Here is a 25,957-nt window from a genome sequence, read left to right as displayed (position 1 = left end):
TCTGGGATTTATGAGGCTGCCGAAGTTCGCGCGCGCCACCGTGTTTCTGGCCGGATCGGCGACAGCACTGATCGCCGCGGCCGCAGCACCGGCCGGCGCCGCGACCCATCCCTTCCCCGATGTTCCCACCCTGGCCTACGGCGGGCTGTGCGGAACCAGCATCCGCACCTGGGCCGACACCAGTCAGCAATGGCCGGGCCGGGCGGTGATCAACGTCCGCGCCAACCCGGTCGTCGGCGTGGGCCCCGGCATCCACCCCTTCGCCCCGCTGTGCGAGGTTGCGACCACGGTGACCTGGCGCAATCTCGACACCGGCGCCACCGGCAGCTACGTCAACAATGTGGTGACCGGTATCTACGGCAGCATCCAGTACTCGCTGTTCCAGGACACCGGGCCGGGCCGGGTCGAGGTCGTGGTGACCACGAACCACGCGAGTATTCCGGCGCGCGGCAGCTTCGTGGTCCCGGCATAGCTGAACCCCGTCCACTACGAGACCTCGGGCGCCCTGCCGGTACGGGCGACCCGGCAGAGCGCACGCTCGCACGAGTTCCGGGGGCCTCGTAAAATCGCTGCACATGGGCGAGACTCGGATCGGATGGCGGACGGCCGCGATGGCCGGGGCCGCCACCGTTGCACTCGGTTCCGGGGCGGGGACCGCGTCATGGGCAGCGTATCGGCTGCTCACCACCCAGGCGGGTGCCGCCCGCGGCATGATCGGACGCGATACCTCCAAGCCGCCCGAAGCCGACGGTATCTACTCGCCGGACGGTTACGAACCCTGGCGCACCGGCAAGTACGCCGATCTGCACCTGATGATCTTCGGGGATTCGACCGCGGCCGGCCTGGGTTGCCGGACCGCCGCCGAAGTCCCCGGGGTCCGGCTGGCACACGGTTTGGCCGATGCCACCGGGCAGCGCATCCGGTTGAGCACCAAGGCGATATCCGGCGCCACCTCCAAGGGGCTGGCGGGGCAGGTCGACGCGATGTTCGTCGCCGGGCCGCCGCCGGACGCGGCGGTGATCCTGGTCGGGGCCAACGATGTCACCAAGAAACATTCCATCGGCCGCTCCGCGCAACGGCTCGGCGCGGCGGTGAGCCGGTTACACGGCGCGGGCAGCATCGTGGTGGTCGGCACCTGCCCGGATCTGGGCAGTGTCACCGCCATCCCGGAACCGCTGCGCACCGTGGTGCACCGCTGGAGCCTGCAACTGGCCCGGGCGCAGGCGGCGGCGACCCGGGCGGCCGGCGGTCGCATCGTGGCAATGGGCGACCTGCTGAGCAAGGATTTCCGGGCCGCGCCCGAACAGCTGTTCTCGGCCGACGGTTTCCACCCCTCGGCCGCGGGCTACGCGCTGGCCGCCACACATCTGCTACCGGAACTGCTGGTATCGCTCGGTCAGCGGGATATGGCCACCGCGGATATTTCCCCGCAGGCCGCCGCGACGTAGATTCGAAGGGATCGTACCCGCGAGTAGTGCGCGATCGGGCAGTTTCGGACCGCGCACGCTCCTCGACAAAGGAGTCCTCATGCCAGAGGCCGTCATCGTTTCCGTTGCTCGCTCCCCCATCGGACGCGCCAACAAGGGGTCGCTGGTGAGCATGCGGCCCGACGACCTCGCCGCACAGATGGTGCGCGCGGCGCTGGACAAGGTTCCCGCCCTGTCGCCTGCCGATATCGACGATCTGATGCTGGGCTGCGGCCAGCCGGCCGGTGAAGCCGGTTTCAACATTGCCAAGGTCGTCGCCACCCAGCTGGGTTACGACTACATGCCCGGAACCACCGTGAACCGCTACTGTTCCTCGTCGCTACAGACCACCCGGATGGCGTTCCACGCGATCAAGGCCGGTGAGGGTCACGCGTTCATCTCCGCCGGGGTGGAGACCGTGTCGCGCTTCCCGAAGGGCACCGCCGACGGCTGGCCCGATACCCACAACCCGCTGTACGAGGCCGCCGAGGAGCGCACCGCGACCCGGGCGCAGGGCGGCGCCGGCTGGCAGGATCCGCGGGAGAAAGGCGACCTGCCCGATATCTATATCGCCATGGGCCAGACCGCGGAGAACGTCGCCTCGTTCACCGGTATCTCCCGGGAAGATCAGGACCACTGGGGCGTGCGGTCGCAGAACCGCGCCGAGGAAGCCATCAAAGCCGGTTTCTTCGAACGCGAGATCACCCCGGTGACCCTGCCCGACGGCACCGTCGTCTCCACCGACGACGGCCCCCGCCCCGGCACCTCCTACGAGAAGATCTCGCAGCTCAAGCCGGTGTTCCGCCCCGACGGCACGGTAACCGCCGGTAACGCCTGCCCGCTCAACGACGGCGCCGCGGCGCTGGTGGTCATGAGCGATACCAAGGCCGAGGAACTGGGCCTGACCCCGCTCGCCCGCATCGTCTCCACCGGCGTCTCCGGCCTGTCGCCCGAGATCATGGGCCTGGGCCCGATCGAAGCGGTGCGCAAGGCGCTGAAGCTGGCCGGTAAGACCATCGGCGATATCGACCTGTACGAGATCAACGAGGCCTTCGCCGTGCAGGTCCTGGGTTCGGCCCGGGAACTCGGCATGGACCTGGACAAACTGAACGTCTCCGGCGGCGCCATCGCCCTCGGCCACCCGTTCGGTATGACCGGCGCCCGCATCACCGCCACGCTGATCAACAACCTGCAGACCCACGACAAGCAGTTCGGCCTGGAGACCATGTGCGTCGGCGGCGGTCAGGGCATGGCGATGATCATCGAACGCCTGAGCTGATTGCGCCGCTTCCGGCCGCACGCGCCGGGCAAGGCCCGGTACGGAACCTGATTTCGTACCGGGCCTTACTTGTGCACCCCAACAGGCCCGGCACCGGAAGCGAAGAACTGTCACCGCCGATCGGCGGTGCAGGGGACCCGGCAACCGATTGTCAGCGGAGACCGGCTCGATAGAGATCCCGTAGCAGCGCGATCTCTGCACCGTGGTGCAGCAGCTCCCGCTGCGTGTGGAGCACGATTCCCGCGGTCGACCAGTCGGCGAGCATGCTGCCCGACGGCCCCGCCGGTGCCGCCAGCCCGGTGACACCGAGACCGGCTACACCGCCGATCCACGCCTCGTAGGCAGTGTCGAGCTGCTCCAGCGCCGCCGCCGCTGTCCCGGCGTAGCGGAACGTGGCGAAATCGACGGGCGGATGACCGAACCGTTCCAGACCCGCCTCCAGCAGGACGATCACATGCCCGAGCCGCCACGCGATGGTGGTCACGGGAGCCGGCTCCGGCGGCGGTATCGCGAAGTCGCAGACGAACCCGCCCTCCGCCGGGCGAACCGACCACATACCCGGCACCGGCTCCCAGAAGTATTCCGCATCGGTGAGCCCGTCGAGCCGGGTGCGCAGCTGTCTGGCCCAATGCGCCTCCAGCTGGGCTCGTATCTCCGCATTCCAGTCCAAGTCCATGGCGTACACCCTGTGCATTCCTCCCGGAGTGGACAACCGGTTTTCGCAGGACCGAACCCCCGGGTGCACGGTCGACAACGAAGGAGCTCGTGCTCGGCTGTCCTCGCCCACCGCCGACTGAGTCCGGGCTCGTCACGTTCCGTTCTCCAGGGCACCGGTCGAAGTCACCAGATCCGCGATCCAGATGATCGCCTGCCACACCGGCGTTTCCCGGACCTCCCGTCCAGTCAGATACGGAATCAGCACTACCTCGGCGGCATGGTCTAGTGCGTGCTGGACGGCAATCCGCGCCGTCAGCTCGGGACCGGTATCCGTGTAGACCGTGTGCACCACGCGGAGGCCGTGGGCCTGCACAAGTTCCACGATCTCCCCACTGTCGCAACCGATCCGGCAGACCACGATCGCTCGCCGCAGTGTGGTCACCGGCGCGCCTGCGCCGCATACGCCGCCGCCACCGCATAACGCGGGCAGCGATGCGCGGCATGAACATCCATCACCTGATGGGCGTGCGCATACCCGCGAATCGGCTCCCGCGACAAGCAGTGCGGCGTGGGATGGCCGGCAGGTAGCGCCCGTAACCCGTCCGCGAGCCGGCGCAGCACCGCCGGGTCGTCGGCAACCCATTTCCGACCCGCCTGCCAGAGCCGCACTGCCGCAGCCATGGCGAGGTTGTTCGGGGCCCGAACGGGCAGGACCGGTATCTCGTGACGCATAGGGAACCTCGTGTCGTAGTCGTTGCGTGTTCACCGCGCCTGCTCTCGATAAAACCGATTCGGTTGGAGAGGCTGAACAACGGTAGGAATCCCGAAACCGCTGACGGGGTACGGTTTGTACCTCGGACCATTTACGCTGGGAGACAGGATCACCAGCGAAAGGGGCTGCGGTGGCGATCAATTCCGGTGACGAAGTACCTATCGGTGCTCGAATCAAGAAGCTTCGTGAGCGGGTGGGCATGTCCCGTCCCGTGCTGGCGGGTCTGGTGGGCCGGTCGGCCGAATGGCTCAAGGCCGTCGAGAACGGCCGTCTACAGCCACCACGGCTACCGATGCTGTTGCGTATCGCGCGGGCGCTGGAGCTGAAGGATCTCGCCGAACTCACCGGAAACGGATATGCGGTTCCGGTATCCGTATTTGCCGGTGAACAGCACGCCGCTTTGACCGATGTGCAAGCAGCGCTGACCGATTACCATCTCGCACCGCGGGGCTCACCTCCGAATATCCGGCATCTCGAAGTGCGACTGCGACAAGCATGGACAGTGCGCCACGCCAGCCCGGACCACCGCACTCAGCTCGGCGCGCTGCTGCCAGGGCTGATCAAAGACACACAGGGCGCAGTCCGGACAGGCGGCGACAGCCTTCGACAGGCAAGGCGCGTACTTGCTGGTGTCTACCAGCTGGCGGACTTCTACGTTGCGTACCAACCGGCCCCGGAATTGGTCTGGCTGGTGGCCGATCGCGCCCTCTCCGAAGGCTGCGCGGCCGACGACCCGTATGTGATCGCATGCGGGGCCTGGGCGATGACTCAGGCATTGCGGGATTCGGGACGCTGGGAAGAAGCGATAGCACTCGCCCGGACTGCCACCGAGCGGCTGACCCCTTACCTCGACCGCGACCGGACGCCGGATGATTGGCACGGAATCCACGGGGCGCTGCACGCGGAAGTCGCCTACGTCCATGCCCGCCGCGGACGGCACGGCGATGCCTGGGCGTACTGGGAGAAAGCGGATGAGATCGCGCAGGCGCTCGGTCCGGAGTATCGGCATGTGCAGACGTCGTTTTCCATCCCGGTGATGGCCGCGCACGCGACGACGCTGGGAGTCGAGCTACGCCGGTCGGGCGAAGCGATCCAGTCGGCGCGTTCGTTCGATGCCGACGCGATAGCCTCGCTCCCTCGCCGGAGCCGGCATTTCATCGAGGTCGCCCGCGCCTATTTCCAGCGCGGCGAATTCGTTGCCACTCTGGCACTCCTGGACAAGGCGGCGCGGACTGCCCCGGAAACGATCCGCTACAACGGGTATGCCCGGCAGATGCTGCACTCGCTGCGGGAGGAACCACCATCGGGAATGCGCACCGAGGTCGCCGAACTGTGCGAGCGAGCGGGGCTCACGCCGGCCGCCTGACTACCGGACACGCTCAGCCCACTGTTGCGCATACCGGTGCCGGGCGGCTACAGGCCGGCCGAGCCCAGGGCTTGGGCAACACCGCCGAGGAACTGAGTGATCGCGATATAGCCCGCAGCGAGTGCTACCAAGATGAATTCCATACCTGAAGTGTCGCCAGTGCGCGGCGCCGCGTTATCGCCCCTTACGGACGTACCGGCCTACCGCCCCAGTCCGGGCTGCTCTACAGAGCCTCAGCGCAGCAGGACGGCAAGCACTTCGGGGGCGGTGAAACGCCGGCCGTAGGAAGTTTCTCCGTGCTGGAGCAGGATGCCCATGTCGGCGAGCTGCCCGACAAGCCTGTTCGCTCTGTTGTAGGTCACGCCGAGATGCCGTTGCACGTTGCGGACGGTGAAAATCGGCTGCTCGAGTGCGTAATCGATCAATCGCATGGCGTTCTCCGCCCGGAAACCGGCTGCGCGCAGTCGGCACTTCAAGTCGTGTTGGACCCGGATCAGATCTGTGAGCTGGGCGGCGGTGGTGTTCGCCGCCGCCGCGACACCCTCGGCGAAGAACCGGATCCAGCCGTCCCAAGCGCCTTCTGCACTTACTGCAAGGAGCTTGTCGGTAATACTCGGCCCGCCTGGCCTCGAACCACGGCGACACCGTGAGGGTCGGTTCCGATAGAACTCCGGACCGGTGCAGCTGGAGAACGATGAGCAGTCGTCCGATCCGGCCGTTGCCGTCGTTGAACGGATGCAGGGTCTCGAACTGGTAGTGCGCCATTCCTGCCATGACCAGCGGGTCGATGTCGTCGTTGGGGCGCATCACCCAATCGACCAAGTCGCGAACCTGTGCTTCCAGATCGATTCCGGGCGGCGGGGGGATGAAGCGGGCGTCGTGCACGCGTGCGCCACGATGGCTTCCGATGACCACCTGGGAGGTTCGGATCCGGCCGGCTTGGCCGGTGTCGGCAGATGTCCCCTCCACCAAGGTGCCTTGGAGTGATTCGAGCATCCCCACGGTGAGCGCCCGGCCTTCACCGATCCACTGAAAAGCTTGATCAGCGGCGATGACGTAGTTGAACACCTCGCGCATAGCTGCATCAGCGGGTTGCTCGTCGGTATCCACTCCGAGAACTTCCTCCAGCGGCGCATAGGTTCCTTCCAGCGCGGAGGTGCTCTGCGCCTCTTGCCGCAGCGTCGGCTGCCGCAGCAGAGCCGGGTTGGGGAGCTGACGCGCCGAGGCGTCGAGCGCGGCGAGCGCGGCCCGGGCGTTGGCGACAGCATTGAATGTCCGAACGCCGAGTGTGGGAGTTCGGTCCGGGAGCGGGTTCGGCACGTAGGCAACATGCGACCACTCGCCCCATCGCGGATCCATTCCGCTGATCGGAACAAGCACACTCGAAGGGCTGTTTGTGAACATTTCGAGCCGCACAATCTCACTCTACTGGCACTTCAGTTGCATTCTGAGTGGATTTAGCGGCCGAAATGCAACTGATCCTTCAAGAAACGCGAAGATGGCCCACACAGAACCACGGATTCCAGGGGCAGTCTTCAGACGAAGTTGCCACCTTTGGGTGGATCACATCTCCACGCGGCACCGTGCCCGAGCTTTTGCCAGCGGTGGCGATTGTCTGTGTTGACGGATACTCTTCGGCTGCTTCGCAACTCGTTCGAAAGGCGAACAATGATCTCGAAGAAAGTCCTCAGAACCGTCGTGGTCTCGGCGCTGCCGCTGATCGCCACCACCGTCGTCGCCGGAGGCGCCTCCGCTGACGCCGGGTCGACGGCCGAAACGCGCGCTACGCCGGTCGCCGGTCTTCCGCTGGAGGAGCCGCAGGACGTCACAACCAACCCGGGCGCCCAGTACCCCGATCCAGTGTTGAACGGCGCTGCGCTGGGAGCCGGGATCGGCTCGGCGGTCGGATCGGCCACCGGTTCCGGTGGGCCGATTCTCGGTGGGCTGATCGGCGCGCTGGTCGGTGCGGTGAATCCCGACGTCGTTCCCCAGGTTCTTCCCTGAACCGACTCGGGTAGCCGCTCCCGTCCAGGTGAGACGACCGAAAGAAGGCGGCCCCGCGAGGGACCGCCTTCTTTTGTGTCCTGACCGCACTGAAGCGGTCGGGTTCACTAGTCGCTCTGGAAGTAGCTCAGCAGGCGCAGGATCTCGACGTAGAGCCAGACCAGGGTGACCGTGAGTCCGAGCGCCACGCCCCAGGCGGCCTTGGGCGGGGCCTGGGCGCGGATGAGCTGATCGGCGGCATCGAAGTCGAGCAGGAAGCTGAACGCGGCGATGGCGATGACGACCAGGCTGAAGATGATCGCGACCGGGCCACCGTCACGCAGGCCGAAACCACCGTCGGTGAAGAAGCTCGCGATCAGGTTGCCGACGACCAGGACCAGGATGCCGATCATGGCGCCGATGAGCATGCGGGTGAACCGCGGAGTGACCCGGATGGCGCCGGTCTTGTAGACGACGAGCATGCCCGCGAACACACCGAAGGTGCCCAGCACGGCCTGCCCGATCATGCCCGCGCCGCCCGCGCCACCGAAGGTGATATCGGTGAACATGAACGACAGGGCGCCGACGAACACACCCTCGGCGACCGCGTAGGAGAGCACGATCGCGGGGTTGTCCATCTTGCGACCGAAGGTGGCGACCAGGACGAGCACCAGGCCGATGATGCCGCCGCCGATGACGAACATCGGGGCGAGCGCGGTATTGGCGCTGGTCAGAATGTAGGTGACCAGCGCGGACAGCGCGAGTACACCCAGCGTGATCCCGGTTTTGGTGACCACATCGTCGATGGTCAGCGACCGGGTCGGCGCCTGCGGCGGGTAGGGCTGCTGCTGGTACTGCGGGGGATACTGCTGGTTGCCGTACTGGTAACCCAGCTGTCCCGCGCCGGCAGCAGCCGAGCCGAAGCTCGCGTAGCCGGTTTCCTGCTTCGGCAGATTCTTGAATACCGGATTGCTTGTGGCGCGCACCGCAAATCCCTTTCTCGGAGTTCGTTGGCCATACCGGAGCACGACCGTCGGCTCGAGCTGTTACTCGATATCCAACTGTCCATCCAACGATCACCACCCCTGGCGGAGTTCCCGGGGCGCGCCGAAAAGACAGACAAACCGGACCTTACCGCCGGAGAGCCCGCTATGGGTCACGGACCGGTCCACGAAACGGATCCGGTTGTCCGCGCCCGACCTCGACGGACCCGGGATATCCACTCGGCACATAGTGGCGAATCCGATAATGCGAGGCCGCTGCCTATCACCGCGGCAAGCGCCGCTCCGTCACATCACCATCATGAGGATCACGATGATGATGACCAGCCCGATCAGCAGTCCGATGGTGACGGCCACGGTGGGGCTGGGCGACTGCCCGGAACTCCCGCGGCCGATCTGCTGCACGGGAGCCGGGGCAGGGTTCACGGGCTGCGGCTGGGCGCGGCGGGGCAGCGGGCCGGAGCGGGGGCTGCGCAGCCCGGCGGCGGAGTTACGGGCCGCCCAGGCCGGAATGGTGCCGTCCTCGGTGCGCACCGGGGCGCCGAGGATGTTGTCGGCGGCGCCGGGGCCGAAGGCCGCGGCCAGGATCTCGTCCCGTGCCTGCGCCATGCTGGGGCGGCGCTGCGGGGCGGGTTCCATCATGTGCAGCAGCACGCGGGTGAGCACCCCGCTGCGCGTGGGTGGGTTGATCTGCGCCATGGCGGCACGTTCCACGATGGCGTCGCTGTTGTCGTCCATACCGAACGGCGGCTGACCTTCGATGGCGGTGTAGAGGGTGGCACCGAGGGAGAACACATCGCTGGCGGCGGTGGGCTGGGCGCCGCGGGCGACTTCGGGCGGCAGGTAGGCCGGGGTGCCGGTGATCATGCCGTCGGGTTCGTCGGAGGCTTCGGTGACGTTGCGGGAGATACCGAAATCGCTGAGCTTCGCCATCCCGACCGCCGGCCCCCGGTCGGCGACGAGGATATTGCCGGGTTTGATATCGCGGTGCACGATCCCGACGGTGTGCGCGGCGGCGAGCGCGTCGGCGACCTGCGCCCCGATCTGCGCGACCTCGATCACCGGCAGCGCGTTCACCAGCCCGAGTGCCCGGGCGACACTGCGCGAGGGCAGATGCTCCATCACCAGCCAGGGTTCACCGGCCTCGAGCACCACGTCGTAGACGGCGATGGCGTGTTCGTGGGAGAGCTTGGCGGCGACCCGCCCCTCGTGCACGATGTGATCGCGGATCTTGCGGGCTTCCGCCTCGTCCAGGCCCGCCGTGGACAGCACCTGCTTGATGGCGACGTCACGATCGAGCAGCCGATCGTGCGCCAGCCATACCGCACCCATACCGCCACCGCCCAGTTTCGACTGCAGGCGGTACCGGCCGGCCACCAGATAATCGGGGCCGACGATGGGACGGGGGCGATCGATCATGCTGTGAGACTAGTCGAATTCGGTGGTAGCTGGCCGGTTTCGGAGACGGCGACGGCCGACACGTGACGGCATTCACTACAGCGGGTCGTAGTTGTTCGGGGAGGCTTCCGGGCTCGGGTCTTCCAGCGATAAGGTATCGAATGTATGTTCGAAACAGGAAGTAGCCGGGGCGGCGCCCGACCACCTCGGTGACGCCACCCGGCCCTCCGGCATCGGCGCGGAAAGTGGGTGATGAGTGATGACGGCACGGCCGCCGAAGGCGAGCGGGGCGCGACTGCGCGAACTGGCCGAACTGCGCCGGGCGCGGGCGAGCAGCGGATGCGCCCGCGGGCCCGGTCCCGTACCCCGCAGTACGACCGGTACCCGGGCACCGGTCGCCCCGGCCTCGACCGTCGGTCGCGAAGTACTTCCCGTGCCGGCCGCCCTCGCCCCGTTGTTACCCGACCGCGGTCTCGTCAAGGGATCGGTGGTCTCCTACAGCGGCGCCGGAACGCTGCTGGCCGGGTTGTTCGCCGCAGTCACCGGGGCGGGTGGGCACGCGGCCGCGGTCGGCCTGCCCCGGCTCGGTCTGCTCGCCGCCGCGGAAATGGGCGCCCGGCTGGACCGGCTCGCGATGATCCCCGATGCCGGCCAGGACCCGATGGAGGTGGCGGCGGTTCTGCTGGACGGTATGGACCTGGTGGTACTCGGTCTCGGCGAGGCCGTGATCCCGCCCGCTCGCGCCCGGGTGCTCGCCGCGAAAGCTCGCGGAAAAGGAGCCACTTTGCTTGTCACCGGCGGTAACTGGCCCGCGCCGGACCTGAGCCTGGAAAGCCGCGTGGCCGGCTACACCGGGCTCGGTACGGGCAGCGGGCGGATCCGTTCCATAAGCCTCGATATCGAAGTTCACACCAGAGCCGGGACCCCGCGCCGCGGCCGGGTTGCCGCACGCCCCCTCGGCGGCCGGGTGGAATGGATCGCCCTCGACGAGACCACCACCGCGCAGCAGCCGGAAATATCAGGCCAGGAGGACTCCGTTGCTTCCTGACCCGATCCCGCCCCGTATCCTCCGCCAACCCCTCTGCCGCGACTTTCCTCCGTCCGGTGCCGAGCCCCCTCGGTCGACCGGACCGGCAGACAACGCATTCGCTCGGTCGTGCCGGCCGGATTACCGCCCGCCCCGGACAGCCGGACCGGGCGCAGGCGAACTCGCTCAGGCGTCCCGATCGCCCGACGACGAACCCATCCGGACACCCGGAACCGTCATTGGCGATTCCCACCGGACCACACGGCGGACCGGAGCCGAATTCCACCGGGCGTTCCGGCCGGCCGGAGACGAACACCCGGGGCGCCGCCGCCCGAACAGCGGTGCCGTGTACCGGTATTCCGCCGGCGCTCCCCGGAACACTCGAGAATCATTTCCCTTCCGGAGCGGAACGGTGGACCGATGAGCCCGCGCCCCGCCGCACGGGTGCTGGCGGTCTGGTGCCCCGACTGGCCCGCGGTCGCGGCGGCGGCCGGGGCGGGACTGCCCGCGGAACAGCCGGTGGCGGTTTTGCACGCGAACCGGGTCGTCACCTGTTCGGCCACCGCCCGCGAGGCGGGAGTGCGCCGCGGTATGCGTAAACGCGAGGCACAGAGCCGCTGTCCGGAACTCCATATCGCACAGCCCGATCTGGACCGCGACGCGCGACTGTTCGAACCGGTCGCCGCGGCCGTCGACAGTCTCGCCTCCGGAATCGAGATACTGCGCCCCGGGCTGCTCGTCCTGCCCGCGCGAGGAGTGATCAGGTACTTCGGATCGGCCGAAGCGGCCGTACGGCAACTGCTCGCCACGCTGGCGACCGCCGGAGTGGAGGCCCGGATCGGGATCGCCGACGAACTCCCGACCGCGATCGTCGCCGCCCGGCACAGCACCCTCGTACCGCCCGGCCGGGATGCCCAGTTCCTGGCACCGCTGCCGATCACCGAACTCGCGGCCGAATCCGGCCCCGCGGAAAAGGAACGCGCCGCACTGCTGGATCTGCTGCACCGGCTGGGGCTGCGCCGCATCGGGGATTTCGCCGCCCTCACAACCGCGCAGGTCACCTCACGGTTCGGTGCGGACGCGATCGTGGCCCACCGGCTCGCCCGCGCTCTGCCGGATCGTCCACCGGCGGCCCGGAGCCTGCCCCCGGAGGTGGCGGTCCGGCTGCCGTGCGAACCACCGATCGACCGGGTCGACGCCGCGGCCTTCACCGGCCGGCTACTCGCGACCCGGCTCACCGCGAACCTGTCGGCGGCATCCCTGGCCTGCACCCGGCTGGAGATCCGCGCGGAAACCGAGGCCGGAGAAGAACTGTCGCGGGTCTGGCGCTGCGCCGAACCGCTGACCGCGGACGGTGTGGCCGACCGAGTGCGCTGGCAACTGGACGGCTGGCTCACCCGGCCACCCGGTGATCGCCCCACCGCCGCGATCACCGGGCTGCACCTGATACCGGTGGAGGTGGCACCGGCCGCCGCCCTGCAGCTCGGCCTGTGGGGCGATACGGGGTCCGGGGACGAACGTGCCATGCGCGCCCTGGTCCGCGTCCAGGGTCTGCTCGGCGGGGACGCGGTGCGGGTGGGGGTACTCAGCGGCGGCCGCGGCCCCGCGGAACGGGTCACCATGGTCACGTTCGGCGACGAACCGGCGCCGGATACCGATCCGGCGCCGCCCTGGCCGGGCCGGATGCCGGAACCGGCCCCCGCCGTCCTCATGCTCGACCGCCCACGCGTCGCGCTCGAGGCAGCAGACGGGACTCCCGTCCGGATCACCGCACGCGGCCTGTTCAGCGGCCCGCCCGCACGGTTGCGCTGGGGGCGGTCCAGCTGGCGGCTCACCGCGTGGGCCGGGCCCTGGCTGCTCGACGAGCTCTGGTGGGCACCCGGCACGTCCCCCGCCGCCCGCGCCCAGGTGGAACTACCGGGACCGCACAGCCTGCTGCTGCTCGCCCGGGACGATCGATGGTGCGTCGAAGGTCTCTACGATTGACCCGGCTCAGTACGGTTCGCAGGCGTCGAAGGCCGCGTCCTTGTCCCCGTTGAACGAATCGATCTGACCGTTGATCTCGTCCACCGAAGCATTGCGCTCGAGGAGGTCGGCCAGGGTTTTCAGATTGTCGCGGTAGGTGCGCATCGGCGCCGAGACGTCGTTGGGAACATCGGGGCTGAGTTGCTCGTCGATCTTGCCGGCGGTATCGCGCAACGCGGTGATCGCGGCGCCCTTCTTCGCCTCGACATCCGGCGCCTTGTTGTCACTGGCGTCGATATAGGCGTTGAACGCGTCGACCGCCGGGTTGTTGTGATCACGCAGCGCCTCGCACACATCGGTCGCGGCTGCCTCGGCAGCGGCCGCCCGCGACGACGACGCCGCGGCCGAGGAGGATTTGACCTCCGATGTGTACAGCTGCAATTCGCTCTGGTTCACTTCCGCGGTACCGGTCACCGTGTTGGAGCAGGCGGCGAGGAACCCGCCGGCGATCAGCGCGGTCAGTGCGGCGGCGAGCCCGGCTCGTTCGAATCGTCGCATCGATCTGAAACTCCCCTCGGATGCCCACGACCCCGTATTCTCGCCCCGGCGCGCCGGACATCTGAGCCACCGGTGCTGACAACCGTACTGTGTCGAGACGATTCTCCGCTGCCCAGGCCCGCATTGTCGATCAACCGATACCCGCGCCCGGAGTCACCGACCCGTGGCGATGTCGACGACCAGCCGGTTCGGCATGGTGGCCGCCGAAACGGTGAAGCCCGGTTCGTCGCCGGCGACTCCGATGAACGACTGGGTGATCCCCTCGAACACCGTTGTCCGATACACCCCGGCGATACCGGGAACCGCCGGGTCGGTGGCCGGGTCCGGGCCGGCATAGGGTGCGACCCCGCTGTCGAACGGATAGGCCGAACCGGTGATCCGGACCTCGAGCACCGAATCCCCCGCCACCTCGAGCTCCCGGCCGCTGCCGTCCTGCACGGCACGGCCGGTGTACCACACACTCCACCCGGGAGTGCCCGGTCCGCCCAGGTAGTACTCGACCCGGTCGAAACCCGCATGGCGACTCAACCGGATATCGGTCACGGTGAGCATGGCGCCCGGTGCGGCCTCCGCCTGCTTCGGCACCGTATCGTCGGGTGCGGGCGCCGACTCCCCGGGCAGCGGCACCGGCGGTACGGGCAGGCCCGGGGTGGCCACTTCCGAACTGGGTACCGCGGGACTCCTGGGCGAAGAGCTAACCGGCGGTGTCGACCCCGAATCGGCGCACCCGGCGAGAGCCGCCAGCATCACCGCCACCACCAGTAATCGCCCGGTACGCATATCGCCGATGCTAACGGCAGCCGCCGCTGTCCTGCGATAACGCCAGCTCTCACGGTGTGGCCCGAGTACCGGCAGCCGACCGCGCGCGGCCCTCGCACCATGCCGCGCGAAGCGTATCCACCGGGCCGCGCGGCGACGCCCGGCAACGATCTAGCACACTTGTCATGTGCGAGACGTGGAGGACCTACTAGGACGGTTGCGCCGCTACCCGGATGTGGAAGCCGCCAACCTGTACGCCGTCGACGCCGCGGACCGTCTCATCCTCGACGTGGCCGCGGACACCCTCGCCACCACCGAGCCCGGGAAAGTGGTGGTGATCGGCGACAACTACGGCGCACTCACCCTCGGCGCCGCCGCCACCCACGATCTGCACCGGATCCGCGTCCACCAGGACCTACTGACCGGCGAACTCGCACTCGCCGCCAATGCCCGCGCATTCGGACTCGGCGACCGCTACACCGCACACGCCCTCGACGAAAACCTGCTGCGCGATGCGACCGTCGTCCTGCTGCGACTACCGCGGGTACTGGCCGGACTCGCCGAGATCGCCGATGCCATCGCCCGTTACGCCCGTCCCGAAGTCCAGGTATTCGCCGGCGGCCGGGACAAGTACCTCACCAAGGCGATGAACGATGTACTGGGCGAATCCTTCACCGAAGTACGGGCCAGCCGCGGCCGCCAGAAATCACGTACTCTGCTGGTGCGCGGGCCGAAACCGGTGGGCGATCCACGGTTTCCGCTGCGTGAGCACATCGGCGAATTCGGTATCGACGTGGTCGCGCACGGGGCCGCCTTCTCCGGGCCGCGCCTGGATATCGGCACCCGGTTCCTCCTGGAGCATCTGCGCGCCATGAAACCCGATGCCCGCGACGCCATCGACCTCGGCTGTGGCACCGGGATACTGGCCGTCGCGCTCGCCCGGTCCCGCCCGGGAATCACGGTGGTGGGCACCGACCAATCGGCCGCGGCGGTGGCCTCGGCGACGGCGACCGCCGCGGCCAACGCGGTCACCGACCAGGTCACCGTGGTACGGGACGACGCCATGTCCGCCGCCGCCGACAACAGCGCCGACCTCGTGGTGTGCAATCCCCCGTTCCATGTGGGCGCCGCCGTGCACACCGGTTCGGCGATCAAGATGTTCGCCCGCACCGGCAAGGTCCTGCGTCCGGGTGGGGAACTGTGGACGGTCTACAACAATCACCTCAACCACCGCACGGTGGTGGAGCGAATGGTGGGCCGCACAGAGGTGGTGAGCCGGAACCGGAAATTCACGGTCACTCGTTCCGTGCGCGGGTTACATGGTTTCGACGGGGCCGCACCGGGGGTGGCGGGGGCGCGGTTCTGCTGATCCTTTTGTCGGAGTAGGCCATCCGTATAGGGCGGAGGTGCTCAGTCGATTCGGCGGCGGTGGGCCCAGCGGGTGAGTGCGTTGCGGTTGGACTGCTGGGTTTTGCGGAGCACGTTCGATGCGTGGGTTTCCACGGTCTTCACCGAGATGAACAGTTTCTCGGCGATCTCGCGATAGGTGTAACCACGGGCCAGGAGTCGCAGTACCTCCAATTCACGGGGGGTCAGCGAATCGAGTTCGGGGTCCAGGGGCGGCTCGGGTACCGGTGATTTCCCGGTGAACGAATCCAGTACGAAACCGGCCAGCCGCGGACTGAACACGGCATCCCCACCGGCCACACGGCGGATCCCGTCGGCCAGTTCGGCCCCGGAAATCGTCTTCGTCACATAGCCGCGGGCGCCGGCCCGGATCACCGCGATCACGTCTTCGGCGGCGTCGGAAACACTCAACGCCAGACACACCGGGCCACTGTCGATCCCGTTCAACACCGCCACCCCGCCCCCGGCGGGCATATGGACATCGAGCAGCACCACATCGGGTTTCGCGGCATTGATACCCGCCACCGCCTCGGCCACGCCCCCGGCCTCTCCGACCACTTCCATATCGGTTTCCCGGCTCAACTCGGCCCGCACACCGGACCGGAACACCGCATGATCGTCGACGAGAAAAACCCGCACACCCAGCCTCTCTTCATTCATGGCGCCGCCTCGGCTTCCTCACGGAGACTACCCATGCACAGTGGGCACGTCCGGGTGATACGGCCGTAGCCGATGAGCGCCTCGGGGTTCCCCCACAGCGCGATCCCGCTGTGGCCGCAGCCCGTTTCGTACATCCGCTTCGATACGCCGCTACCGGGGCCGCATTGCCATCGACCTCGGTCAACGAATTTCCTGGTGGCGCACGTGCGGTGCGCGAACAGGCTCGGCCTGCGGACCGGCGATATCGGCGGGCCCGGATGTCTCCGCGGATTCGGGGGACGCGGGTTCGAAGGCACCATCGGTGGAAACGAAACCCGCGGACCGGTCGCCTTCACCCACGCCGGCTGCATCGTCGGTGCCGGAATCGGTTCGTGGCAGAAAGACCCGTACCTCCGTGCCGCGTCCGGGCGCCGAGACGATCTCCACCGTTCCGCCGCGCCGCTCCACACGTGCCCGGATGGAGCGGGCGAGGCCGTGCCGGTCCGCGGGAACCGAATCGGGATCGAAACCGATCCCGCGGTCGCGAACGAACACGCTGACCTGGTGTGGTTCCGTCTCGGCGAACAGGTCGATATCGGTTACGCCGGCGTGTTTGGCGGCGTTCACCAGTGCTTCCCGGGTGGCACCCAGAACGGCGGTGAAATGTTCCTTCGGCAGGCCGGATCCGCTGTCCTCGCCGTCCATCGCCACATCTCCCACGGTCACCGGGGTGACCTTCACGCCGTGCTGATCCTCCACTTCACCGGCGATGGTGCGCAGGGCGACGGCGAGACTCGATTCGGCGGGGCCGGCGTCGGCGAACAGCCAGCGCCGCAATTCGCGTTCCTGACTACGCGCCAGGCGCAGCACCTCCTGTTGATCGCCCGCTTGGCGCTGGATCAGCGCCAGCGTCTGCAGCACCGAATCGTGGAGGTGGGAGGCGATCTCCTCGCGCTCCTCGTTACGGATACGGGCCGCGCGTTCGGCATTGAGCGAATGCATCATCCGCAGACCGAGCGGGACGGTCAGCAGGCCGACCCCGATCAGGGTCGCCGCCACCGCCAGCAGCGCCGAACCGAGCGAACCCCAGTCGACCTGCGACAGCACCACCACCGCCAGACCCACCACCACAAGGGTCACCCCGGCGATGATCCGCGACCAGGTGACCACCGACGGTTTCGCCGGTATCCCGACCAGCGACCGTGGGCCGTCGGCGTCGTATTCCCGCCACACCAGCGCGGCGCCCACCGCGATCACCAGCAGCGGCGCGATCACGCGGGCGACCGTTCCGCTGAATGCCCACGAAACGGCTACGGACAGGCCCAAGCCGAGCAGTGCCAGCCCGATCGCCTGGCGGCGTTCCGTTCCGGAGGGCCGGGCGTCGTCGCCACCACCGGGCGTGAAGATCCACAGCAGGCCGTAGGCGACTATCCCGGCCCCGGCGAGCGCCGAGAGCAGGACGAAAGCCATCCGCACCTTGAGTACGTCGATCCCGAGATGGTCGGCCACGCCACCGGCGACCCCGCCGACGATCCGGCCACCGGACCGGCGTACCAGCCGCCCGCCCGCGGTATCCGGTTCGGCCACGGGACGGTCGGCACCCGGGGCGTAGAAGGCAGGTCCGAACGGGCACATACTCTCGATACTGGCACGTCCACAACCTGCCCGGCCATGGGGAAACACCCTGATCTGTGCTCATGGCGCCGGCTTCGACGCCGCGGGGTTCAGGACGCTCGGCTGTTCTCCTCCGCTGCGTTCTGGCGCCGTCCGGGGCAGCCGCACGGTTGCCGGATGGTTCGAACGGGAGAACCGGAGCCGAACTGCTGACCTGAGGGCCGACCGGGCCGAACATCGAGGCCGGTCAGGCGGCGGTCGGGGAGTTTTTCGGGACCAACTTCAGGGTTCCCCCCGATGTGAGAGAGCCCGCAGGAAGCGGAGCATGGGTTTCATGACGAGAACCAGCTTCGGTGATCAGCTCCACCAGATGTGGCAGACCCGGCCGACCCGCCTGCCCCGGCGCGGGCCGATCGCCGGGGTCGCGGCCGGGGTCGGGCACCGCTACGGCATAGACCCGGTGCTGGTGCGGGTGGCGTTCGTGGTGTCGACCCTCTTCGGCGGGGCGGGAATCGTGCTCTACCTGTTCGGGTGGCTGATGTTCCCGGAAGCCGGCGAAAGTACGTCGATGGCGGAATCGCTGACCCGTAAACGGCAGGATTCGCAGAGCCAGACCAAGACGATCGTGTTGATCGTGGCGCTGGCGATCGCGGTGAGCACCATGGGACCGGTGGGTGTGGGGCTCGGCGGGTCGGGGGTGATCGCGCTGGCGCTCATGCTGGCCGGCTGGTGGATGCTGTACCTACGGGCGCCGCAACCGCCGCCGCTGCCCGCGGGGGCGGCCGCTCCGGAGTCGCTGGCGGGTCCGGGTACGACCGGATACCCCGGCGCCACGTTCCCGCAGGGCGGCGCAGATCCCTATATTTCCCGATACACCGGAATATATACCCCCTATACCAAGCTGCCGGATCAATATGTCCCGGACAATCCGGCCGCGGACCCGCCACAGGCCGACGTCGCCACCGGCAGCGCCGCTTCCGAAGCGGCCGGCACCAGCGGCCCGAACCTCACGAAGGGCGCGGCCTCCGAACCTTCCTCCGATCCGCCGGCCGAAGCCGTACCGACCGACGATCCGACCCCGGGCGCGTCCGATACCACCGCGGCCGAGAAACCGGGCCACCCTGCTCCCCCGGTCGCGCCGGACTCGGCACGGGATACCGGTTCGGACCAGTCGCACACCCCGCGGCCCACCATCGCCAGGAGTAAATCCACGGGCCTCACCGACCGCACGCCACCCTCCTGGGACCCGCTGGGTGTCGCGCCGCTCGCCTGGGACCTGCCCGACCCCACCCCGGCGCAGCCGGTGTCGGTGCTCACCGAGAAGCGCCCCCGGTCACGTTTCACCGCGGTCGTGCTCGGCCTGGCCATCCTCGCCGCGGCAGGCGCCGGTGCGGCAGCCGTGGCGGGAGCCGAATGGATGACGCCGGGCCGCATCGCCGCGATCGCACTCGCGGTGGTCGGGCTCGGATTGATGCTCGGCGCCTTCCGGCGTCGCGGTCACGGACTGCTGCTGGTCACCGCCCCGCTGGCGGCCTTAGTCATTCTGGCCGCCGCGGTAGGGCCGGTGGATTTCCAGAGCAGCACCATGGGCGAACGCACCTGGGCCCCCGCCGCGGCCGCCGATATGCGACCGGAATACACGGTGACCATGGGGTCCGGCACGCTGGATCTGCGCGGTATCGAACTGACCGCGGATCGCACGGTCGACCTTTCCGTGCAGATGGGTCAGGCGGTGGTCCTGGTACCCGACAACATGAATGTGCGCACTGATTGCACCGTCCGGATGGGCGAGGCGAACTGCCCGGACGGGCTCACCGGTCCCGGTGGGGATGCGCCGGTGCTGAATTTGAACGTGCAGGTCCGGATGGGTGAAGCGGAGGTGCGTCGTGGCTGAGCAGGAAACGAAATCGCACGCGGACATATCGGGCGACTGCGGACCGGCCGGGCAGGCCCGCCGCGGAGGGTTCTCCGCCGGATTGTTCGTCACCGGTCTGCTGGCGCTGCTGGTGAGTATCTGGGCACTGGCCGGACCGGAGCAGTGGAACGTCACCTCCATGATCCCGGTCGGCTGGATCGTCGTCGCGGCCGCGATCGTGGTGGGCGTGGTACTGGTGATCTCCCCGAGAATGCGCCGGTAACCCGGCCGCCGACGCCGGTTCTCGTCGAACGGCGCCCTACCGAACGGAACGCCCGGATCCCTACGAGGTCCGGGCGTTCCGCTGTCGGTTCACTCCCACTCGATGGTGCCCGGCGGTTTGCTCGTCACATCCAGTACCACGCGGTTGACCTCGTTCACCTCGTTGGTGATCCGGGTCGAGATCCGCTCCAGCACCTCGTAGGGCAGCCGGGTCCAGTCCGCGGTCATCGCATCCTCGCTGGACACCGGGCGCAGCACGATCGGATGCCCGTAGGTACGGCCGTCGCCCTGGACCCCGACACTGCGCACATCCGCGAGCAGCACCACCGGGCACTGCCAGATCTGCCTGTCCAGCCCCGCCGCGGTGAGTTCTTCCCGGGCGATGGCATCGGCCTGCCGCAGCGTCCGCAACCGGTCCTCGGTGACCTCACCGATGATCCGGATCGCCAGGCCGGGGCCGGGGAACGGCTGCCGGGCGACGATCTCCTCGGGCAGGCCGAGCTCCCGGCCGACGGCCCGGACCTCGTCCTTGAACAGCAGCCGCAGCGGTTCGACCAGTTCGAATTCCAGATCGTCGGGCAGACCGCCCACGTTGTGATGCGATTTGATGTTCGCGGTACCGCTACCGCCGCCGGATTCCACCACATCCGGGTACAGCGTGCCCTGCACCAGGTATTCGACCGCCGGTACGTCCTGGCCCGCGGACTGCTCACCCACGACCTCGCCCACCGCGTCCTCGAAGGACCGGATGAACTCTCGCCCGATGATCTTGCGCTTCTCCTCGGGGTCGGTGACGCCCTTCAGTTCACCCAGGAACTTGTCGACCGCGTCCACGGTGACCAGCCGGGCCCCGGTAGCCGCCACGAAATCCCGTTGCACCTGTTCGCGCTCACCGGCCCGCAGCAATCCGTGATCGACGAAAACACAGGTCAGCTTGTCCCCGATGGCACGCTGCACCAGGGCGCCCGCCACCGCGCTGTCGACCCCGCCGGACAGAGCGCAGATCGCATGCCCGTCGCCGATCTGTTCGCGTACCCGCTCGATCATCGCGTCGGCGATATTGGCCGGCGTCCAGTCCGGCTTGATCCCCGCCATCTCGTGCAGGAACCGGCTCAGCACCTGCTGCCCATGTGGCGAATGCAGCACCTCGGGGTGGTATTGCACACCGGCCAGCCGCCGGGCCCGGTTCTCGAACGCCGCGACCGGCGCACCCACCGTCGTACCGGTGACCTCGAAACCCTCCGGAGCGTCGGTGACCGCGTCCCCATGGCTCATCCATACCGGTTGCAGCCGGGGCAGCCCCTCGTGCAGCAGTCCACCGTCGATATCGAGTTCGGTGCGGCCGTATTCGCGAGTGCCCGTATTCGTCACGGTGCCGCCCAGCGCCTGTGCCATCGCCTGGAAGCCGTAGCAGATACCGAAAACCGGAACATCCAAGTCGAAAAGGCGCGGATCGAGGGTCGGTGCATCCTCCGCGTACACGCTGGCCGGGCCACCGGACAGGATCACCGCCAGCGGTTTCTTCTCGGCGATCTCCGCCACGGTGGCGGTATGCGAGACCACCTCCGAGTAGACACTCGCCTCCCGGACCCGGCGGGCAATCAACTGCGCGTACTGCGCACCGAAGTCGACAACAAGAACGGGCCTCTGGGAATGTGTCACCCGCAAGAGTCTAGTGAGCCCCGGATAGCGCCTCGCACGCCCATACCCTCGGACTCAGGCACGGACACTGAGGCCGACCTTCTGGAATTCCTTGAGGTCGGAGTATCCGGCCTTGGCCATCGAGCGGCGCAGGCCGCCGACGAGGTTCAGGGATCCGAACGGATCGTCGGAAGGACCGGTCAGCAGCTGTTCCAGGCTGGGGCGCACCGGGGCCGGCGGCGTCTGCCCGAGCAGTTCTTCGGCGAGATCCCACGGCTCGTCCAGCGAGAGCAGCGATCCCCGCGGCACCGAGGGGTGGGCGGCGGCCGAGGGCCAGTACCAGCCGCGGCCAGGGGCTTCGGCCGCAATCGCGAGCGGCGCACCCAGCATGGCTGCGTCCGCGCCGCAGGCGATGGCCTTGGCGAGCTGACCGGAGGTGTTGATATCGCCGTCGGCGATCACATGCACGTAGCGGCCACCGGTTTCGTCCAGGTAGTCACGGCGGGCCGCGGCAGCGTCGGCGATCGCGGTCGCCATCGGTACCCCGATACCGAGAACTTCGCCGGTGGTGGTGGCGCCCGGCTGCGAACCGTAACCCACGATCACCCCGGCGGCACCGGTACGCATCAGATGCAGTGCGGTGCGATGATCACTGACCCCGCCGGCGACGACCGGCACGTCCAGTTCCGCGATGAAAGTCTTGAGGTTCAGCGGTTCGCCCGCGCCCACATGCTCGGCCGAAATGATCGTGCCCTGCACCACCAGCAGATCGATCCCGGCCTGCAGCAGACCGGGCGTGAGAGCTTGGGCGTTCTGCGGGCTCACCCGCACCGCGACGGTGACCCCGCCGGCCCGCACCTGGGCGACCGCCGCGGCCAGCAGATCGGGCTGCATGGGCGCGGCGTGCAATTCCTGCAGGAAGGCGGTCGCCCGCTGGTAGCTGCCCTTGTCGGCGAGCTCGAGCAGCTGGTCGATCTTGGCGGAGACATCCGCGTGGCGGGCCCACAACCCCTCACCGTTGATCACGCCGAGTCCGCCGCGGCGGCCGATCTCGATGGCGAATTCCGGCGAGACCAGCGCATCGGTCGGGTGGGTGAGGAAGGGGATATCGAACCGGTAGGCGTCCAGCTGCCACGCCAGCGATACCTGGCTCGCCGAACGGGTCCGGCGCGAGGGAACGATATCGACATCGTCCAGCTCGTAGGTCCGGCGAGCCGTCCTACCCATCCCGATCTCGACCATATCGCGCACAAATAGCTCCTGTGTTTTGGCGCCGCCTCCGACGGCGCAGGGGTCGCGACCCCTCCGCGTCACCTGTCGGTCCTCGAGGCCGGCGCCCGCCGGCACATACCCTCCGAGGGCCGAAACGACCGTTACCCTCTGCGGGCCTCGTAGGACTCGGCACCGATGTCCCTGCGTTTCACCTGGTGAACTCGCATATTGCGACTAAACCTTACACACCCCGGTCAGCCGCGGCTCAGACGGTTGGGGGTCGGTGCGCCGACCGACCAGGGCCGGTGCACTACCGGTCCGCAGTAGTCACTGTGTTTCCGGTTCGACGACGCACGGATCCTGCCCTCGGACAGACTCGGCACACCGATCTCTGAACCCGTGTTCAGCGCGAGCCCGCCGGGTCCGAGCACGTCCGACGACAATGTATCCAGCGGTGGCTACACCCCGGCGAGACTCCTCCAGGAGCCGAACTCCAGGTTCGCCGGCGTCCTCGGAAAACGCCACGGCACGTGCCCAGCCGTGCTGCCGAGTTCAGCGAGGCCCTGAGAGGTTTTGGACCTCAGGGGCCCGAAACCCGGGGCGCCGCCGAAAGACACAGATCACCGTCCGGTGTAGTTCGGTGCCTCCACGGTCATCGTGATGTCGTGCGGGTGGCTCTCCTTGAGACCCGCCGCGGTGATCTGGACGAACTGGGCTTCCTGCAGAGCGGCGATATTCTGCGCGCCGGTGTAGCCCATGGCCGCGCGGAGGCCGCCGACCAGTTGGTGGATCACCTGGTTCACCGGACCCCGGAACGGCACCCGGCCCTCGATCCCTTCCGGGACGAGCTTGTCCTCGGCCAGCACGTCGTCCTGGAAATACCGGTCCTTGGAGAACGATTTCGCCTGGCCGCGTCCCTGCATGGCGCCCAGCGACCCCATGCCGCGGTAGCTCTTGAACTGTTTGCCGCCCACGAGGATCAGCTCGCCGGGCGATTCGGCGGTTCCGGCCAGTACCGAGCCGAGCATCACCGTGGAGGCGCCGGCGGCGATGGCCTTCGCGATATCGCCGGAGAACTGGATCCCGCCGTCGGCGACCACCGGCACACCCGCGGGCGCGCAGACGGCGACCGCTTCCAGGATCGCGGTGATCTGCGGCGCACCGACACCGGCCACCACGCGGGTGGTGCAGATGGAGCCGGGCCCGACACCCACTTTCACCGCGTCGGCCCCGGCCTCGACCAGCGCCGCGGCCCCGGCCCGGGTGGCGATATTGCCGCCGATGACCTGGATACGGTCACCGACCTCGGCCTTGACCTTGCTGACCATGCTGAGCACCTGCCGCTGATGCCCGTGCGCGGTATCCACCACGAGGACATCGGCGCCGGCGTCGGCCAGGGTCATGGCTCGCGACCAGGCGTCGTCGCCGACACCCACCGCGGCCCCGACCAGCAGCCGGCCGTCCCGGTCCTTGGTGGCGTCGGGATACTGATCGGTTTTCACGAAGTCTTTGACGGTGATGAGCCCGCGCAGTCTGCCCTCACCGTCGACGATGGGGAGCTTTTCCACCTTGTGGCGGCGCAGCAGCCCGAGCGCGGCCTCCGCGGTGACGCCCTCCTGGGCGGTGATCAGCGGCGCCGGGGTCATCACATCGGCGACGCGGCGGTTCTGATCGACCTCGAAACGCATATCGCGATTGGTGATGATGCCGACCAGCGCACCCGTTTCGTCGACCACCGGCAGACCGGAGATCCGGAACCGGGCACACATGGCGTCGACCTCGGCCAGCGTATCGGTGGGGCGGCAGGTCACGGGATCGGTGACCATCCCGGCCTCGGATCGTTTGACCGTCTCCACCTGGCCCGCCTGATCGGCCACCGAGAGGTTGCGGTGCAGCACACCCATACCGCCGGCGCGGGCCATGGCGATCGCCATCCGGGCCTCGGTGACGGTATCCATCGCGGAACTGACCAGCGGGGTCCGCAACCGGATCTCCCTGGTCAGCTGACTCGACGTCTCCACCGTGCTGGGGATGAGGTCGGACGCGGCGGGCAGCAGCAGCACATCGTCGAAGGTGAGGCCGAGCATGGCGATCTTGTTCGGATCGTCACCACCCGTAGGAGGGCGGACAATCGTGCGCTCGCCCGGTACGGGATTACTCATTCGGATCGACCCCTCCTGGACGTCGGCTGAGCTATCGAGATGTGACGGCCCGATAGCAAACTGTAACTGGGAACAAACGTGCGGCGCCGGATCGTTTATTCCGGCGGCAGTGCCGGGTGAACTGGTGCTCGTCGGCGCTCGACACCATGGTATCGGTCCGGTTGTACCCCGGATCAACTGAGGGCTGTGCCGGTCCACCGGAGGCAACGGCGAAACTGACGGCGCGGACGGCTGGCGCAGACCACCCTGTTCTGCGTACCGTGGGGATGTGCGTGACCATCTACCACCTGGCTTGCCGCCGGATCCGTTCGCCGGAGACCCCGCCGACCCGTCCGCCGCGCTCGATGCCATCGAGCCGGGGGAACCGCTGGATCCTCATGAGCGCCTTGCGGTCGAAGAGGATCTCGCCGATCTCGCAGTCTACGAGGCGCTACTGGCCCACCGCGGTATCCGCGGGTTGGTGGTGAGCTGCGAGGACTGTCGGCAGGATCACTATCACGACTGGGACATGCTGCGCGCCAATTTGTTACAGCTCCTGGTCGACGGCACGGTCCGGCCGCATGAGCCTGCCTACGATCCGACTCCGGAAGCCTACGTCACCTGGGATTACTGTCGCGGCTACGCCGATGCCTCCATGAATGAGGCGTTCCACGGCGACGGGTTCGACGCTTTCGACAGCTGAGTCCTTCGACGCCCGGTCGGAGCCGCCGGTCGAATCCGGCATGATCGACCGCCATACGACGGCCGATCGTTTTCGCATGTCCGCACCAGGGTCTGAACGCACAGCCCGCCGCATCACGCGGAAAACCCGTGTGGCCCGCCACCACGGGGGGGACGGCCCCCCCGGGGTTTAAGGTGACCCACCCCCCCCCCCATAGGGGGGCGGGGCCCCGGTTAGTTGGGGGGGGGGGCGG

24 protein-coding genes and 1 pseudogene are annotated in these 25,957 nt (G+C 68.2%); 11 read left to right on the top strand and 14 right to left on the bottom strand.

Going from position 1 to position 25,957, the window contains the following annotated elements; translation table 11 throughout:
• Window positions 1-10 precede the first annotated feature (10 nt).
• From QH195_RS29820 to QH195_RS29810, 3 genes are all read left to right on the top strand, one after another.
• Window positions 11-472, top strand: a complete 462-nt coding sequence (locus tag QH195_RS29820; protein ID WP_280437828.1) for a hypothetical protein — start codon at window positions 11-13, stop codon at window positions 470-472.
• A gap of 103 nt (window positions 473-575) precedes the next feature.
• Window positions 576-1,448, top strand: coding sequence for an SGNH/GDSL hydrolase family protein (locus tag QH195_RS29815; protein ID WP_280437827.1), 873 nt, complete (start codon window positions 576-578; stop codon window positions 1,446-1,448).
• Window positions 1,449-1,527: 79 nt separating this feature from the next.
• Window positions 1,528-2,745: an acetyl-CoA C-acetyltransferase gene (locus QH195_RS29810; RefSeq protein ID WP_280426732.1), complete on the top strand. Its 1,218-nt coding sequence runs from the start codon at window positions 1,528-1,530 to the stop codon at window positions 2,743-2,745.
• A gap of 151 nt (window positions 2,746-2,896) precedes the next feature.
• Here the strand turns inward: QH195_RS29810 and QH195_RS29805 are convergent, their stop codons facing one another.
• The 3 genes from QH195_RS29805 to QH195_RS29795 form a co-directional block, all read right to left on the bottom strand.
• Window positions 2,897-3,421, bottom strand: a complete 525-nt coding sequence (locus QH195_RS29805) for a DinB family protein (RefSeq protein WP_280437826.1) — start codon at window positions 3,419-3,421, stop codon at window positions 2,897-2,899.
• Window positions 3,422-3,553: 132 nt separating this feature from the next.
• Window positions 3,554-3,844 (bottom strand): hypothetical protein, encoded by a 291-nt coding sequence (locus QH195_RS29800; protein ID WP_280426730.1) that lies wholly within the window; start codon window positions 3,842-3,844, stop codon window positions 3,554-3,556.
• A complete protein-coding gene (locus QH195_RS29795; protein WP_280437825.1) occupies window positions 3,841-4,083 on the bottom strand; it encodes a hypothetical protein in 243 nt (80 codons plus the stop codon). Before QH195_RS29795 ends, QH195_RS29800 begins: the two co-directional genes overlap by 4 nt.
• Window positions 4,084-4,304: 221 nt before the next feature.
• Here QH195_RS29795 and QH195_RS29790 point away from each other — a divergent pair, with 221 nt between their 5' ends.
• Complete coding sequence (locus tag QH195_RS29790; RefSeq protein ID WP_280437824.1) at window positions 4,305-5,540, top strand: helix-turn-helix domain-containing protein; 1,236 nt, start codon at window positions 4,305-4,307, stop codon at window positions 5,538-5,540.
• A gap of 233 nt (window positions 5,541-5,773) precedes the next feature.
• On the opposite strand, the gene QH195_RS29785 is transcribed toward QH195_RS29790, so the two are convergent.
• Both QH195_RS29785 and QH195_RS35305 read right to left on the bottom strand, forming a co-directional pair.
• A complete protein-coding gene (locus QH195_RS29785) occupies window positions 5,774-5,971 on the bottom strand; it encodes a hypothetical protein (RefSeq protein ID WP_280437823.1) in 198 nt (65 codons plus the stop codon).
• Window positions 5,972-6,281: 310 nt separating this feature from the next.
• Window positions 6,282-6,899: pseudogene (locus QH195_RS35305) on the bottom strand (Fic family protein); the annotation flags it as partial.
• A gap of 309 nt (window positions 6,900-7,208) precedes the next feature.
• On the opposite strand from QH195_RS35305, the gene QH195_RS29775 reads away from it, so the two are divergent.
• Window positions 7,209-7,544 (top strand): hypothetical protein, encoded by a 336-nt coding sequence (locus QH195_RS29775; RefSeq protein ID WP_280426726.1) that lies wholly within the window; start codon window positions 7,209-7,211, stop codon window positions 7,542-7,544.
• Between the two features lie 107 nt (window positions 7,545-7,651).
• Here the strand turns inward: QH195_RS29775 and QH195_RS29770 are convergent, their stop codons facing one another.
• Both QH195_RS29770 and QH195_RS29765 read right to left on the bottom strand, forming a co-directional pair.
• Complete coding sequence (locus QH195_RS29770) at window positions 7,652-8,509, bottom strand: Bax inhibitor-1/YccA family protein (protein WP_195056507.1); 858 nt, start codon at window positions 8,507-8,509, stop codon at window positions 7,652-7,654.
• A gap of 303 nt (window positions 8,510-8,812) precedes the next feature.
• Window positions 8,813-9,943 (bottom strand): serine/threonine-protein kinase, encoded by a 1,131-nt coding sequence (locus tag QH195_RS29765; RefSeq protein ID WP_280426725.1) that lies wholly within the window; start codon window positions 9,941-9,943, stop codon window positions 8,813-8,815.
• A 238-nt stretch (window positions 9,944-10,181) separates the two neighbouring features.
• Between QH195_RS29765 and QH195_RS29760 the strand changes: the two genes are divergently transcribed.
• Complete coding sequence (locus QH195_RS29760) at window positions 10,182-10,970, top strand: hypothetical protein (protein WP_280437821.1); 789 nt, start codon at window positions 10,182-10,184, stop codon at window positions 10,968-10,970.
• Between the two features lie 399 nt (window positions 10,971-11,369).
• Window positions 11,370-12,935, top strand: coding sequence for a DNA polymerase Y family protein (locus QH195_RS29755; RefSeq protein ID WP_280437820.1), 1,566 nt, complete (start codon window positions 11,370-11,372; stop codon window positions 12,933-12,935).
• A gap of 6 nt (window positions 12,936-12,941) precedes the next feature.
• On the opposite strand, the gene QH195_RS29750 is transcribed toward QH195_RS29755, so the two are convergent.
• A complete protein-coding gene (locus tag QH195_RS29750; RefSeq protein WP_280426722.1) occupies window positions 12,942-13,472 on the bottom strand; it encodes a hypothetical protein in 531 nt (176 codons plus the stop codon).
• Between the two features lie 153 nt (window positions 13,473-13,625).
• Window positions 13,626-14,252 (bottom strand): AMIN-like domain-containing (lipo)protein, encoded by a 627-nt coding sequence (locus QH195_RS29745; protein WP_280437819.1) that lies wholly within the window; start codon window positions 14,250-14,252, stop codon window positions 13,626-13,628.
• Between the two features lie 166 nt (window positions 14,253-14,418).
• Here QH195_RS29745 and QH195_RS29740 point away from each other — a divergent pair, with 166 nt between their 5' ends.
• Window positions 14,419-15,600 (top strand): class I SAM-dependent methyltransferase, encoded by a 1,182-nt coding sequence (locus QH195_RS29740; protein ID WP_280437818.1) that lies wholly within the window; start codon window positions 14,419-14,421, stop codon window positions 15,598-15,600.
• 41 nt (window positions 15,601-15,641) lie between these two features.
• Here QH195_RS29740 and QH195_RS29735 read toward each other — a convergent pair whose 3' ends face one another.
• Together QH195_RS29735 and QH195_RS29730 are read right to left on the bottom strand one after the other, a co-directional pair.
• Window positions 15,642-16,298 (bottom strand): response regulator transcription factor, encoded by a 657-nt coding sequence (locus QH195_RS29735; RefSeq protein ID WP_280426719.1) that lies wholly within the window; start codon window positions 16,296-16,298, stop codon window positions 15,642-15,644.
• Window positions 16,299-16,478: 180 nt separating this feature from the next.
• A complete protein-coding gene (locus QH195_RS29730; protein WP_280437817.1) occupies window positions 16,479-17,912 on the bottom strand; it encodes an ATP-binding protein in 1,434 nt (477 codons plus the stop codon).
• Window positions 17,913-18,225: 313 nt separating this feature from the next.
• Here QH195_RS29730 and QH195_RS29725 point away from each other — a divergent pair, with 313 nt between their 5' ends.
• Entirely contained in the window at window positions 18,226-19,785 is a 1,560-nt protein-coding gene (locus tag QH195_RS29725) for a PspC domain-containing protein (RefSeq protein WP_280437816.1), read from the top strand.
• Entirely contained in the window at window positions 19,778-20,029 is a 252-nt protein-coding gene (locus QH195_RS29720) for a hypothetical protein (RefSeq protein ID WP_280426716.1), read from the top strand. Before QH195_RS29725 ends, QH195_RS29720 begins: the two co-directional genes overlap by 8 nt.
• Before the next feature lie 89 nt (window positions 20,030-20,118).
• Here QH195_RS29720 and guaA read toward each other — a convergent pair whose 3' ends face one another.
• The 3 genes from guaA to guaB form a co-directional block, all read right to left on the bottom strand.
• Entirely contained in the window at window positions 20,119-21,690 is a 1,572-nt protein-coding gene (guaA, locus tag QH195_RS29715; protein WP_280437815.1) for a glutamine-hydrolyzing GMP synthase, read from the bottom strand.
• Window positions 21,691-21,744: 54 nt separating this feature from the next.
• Window positions 21,745-22,920, bottom strand: coding sequence for a GuaB3 family IMP dehydrogenase-related protein (locus QH195_RS29710; protein ID WP_280426714.1), 1,176 nt, complete (start codon window positions 22,918-22,920; stop codon window positions 21,745-21,747).
• A gap of 581 nt (window positions 22,921-23,501) precedes the next feature.
• On the bottom strand, window positions 23,502-25,043 hold the full coding sequence (gene guaB / locus QH195_RS29705) for an IMP dehydrogenase (protein ID WP_280426713.1): 1,542 nt from the start codon (window positions 25,041-25,043) through the stop codon (window positions 23,502-23,504).
• A 268-nt stretch (window positions 25,044-25,311) separates the two neighbouring features.
• Between guaB and QH195_RS29700 the strand changes: the two genes are divergently transcribed.
• Complete coding sequence (locus QH195_RS29700) at window positions 25,312-25,725, top strand: DUF5319 domain-containing protein (protein ID WP_030522220.1); 414 nt, start codon at window positions 25,312-25,314, stop codon at window positions 25,723-25,725.
• Window positions 25,726-25,957 lie beyond the last annotated feature (232 nt).

Source organism: Nocardia carnea (genome assembly GCF_029868855.1).
Taxonomy (GTDB): Bacteria; Actinomycetota; Actinomycetes; order Mycobacteriales; family Mycobacteriaceae; genus Nocardia; species Nocardia carnea_A.
The sequence above is the reverse complement of the archived record's forward strand: the minus strand, read 5'-3'. Positions and strand labels throughout refer to the sequence as shown.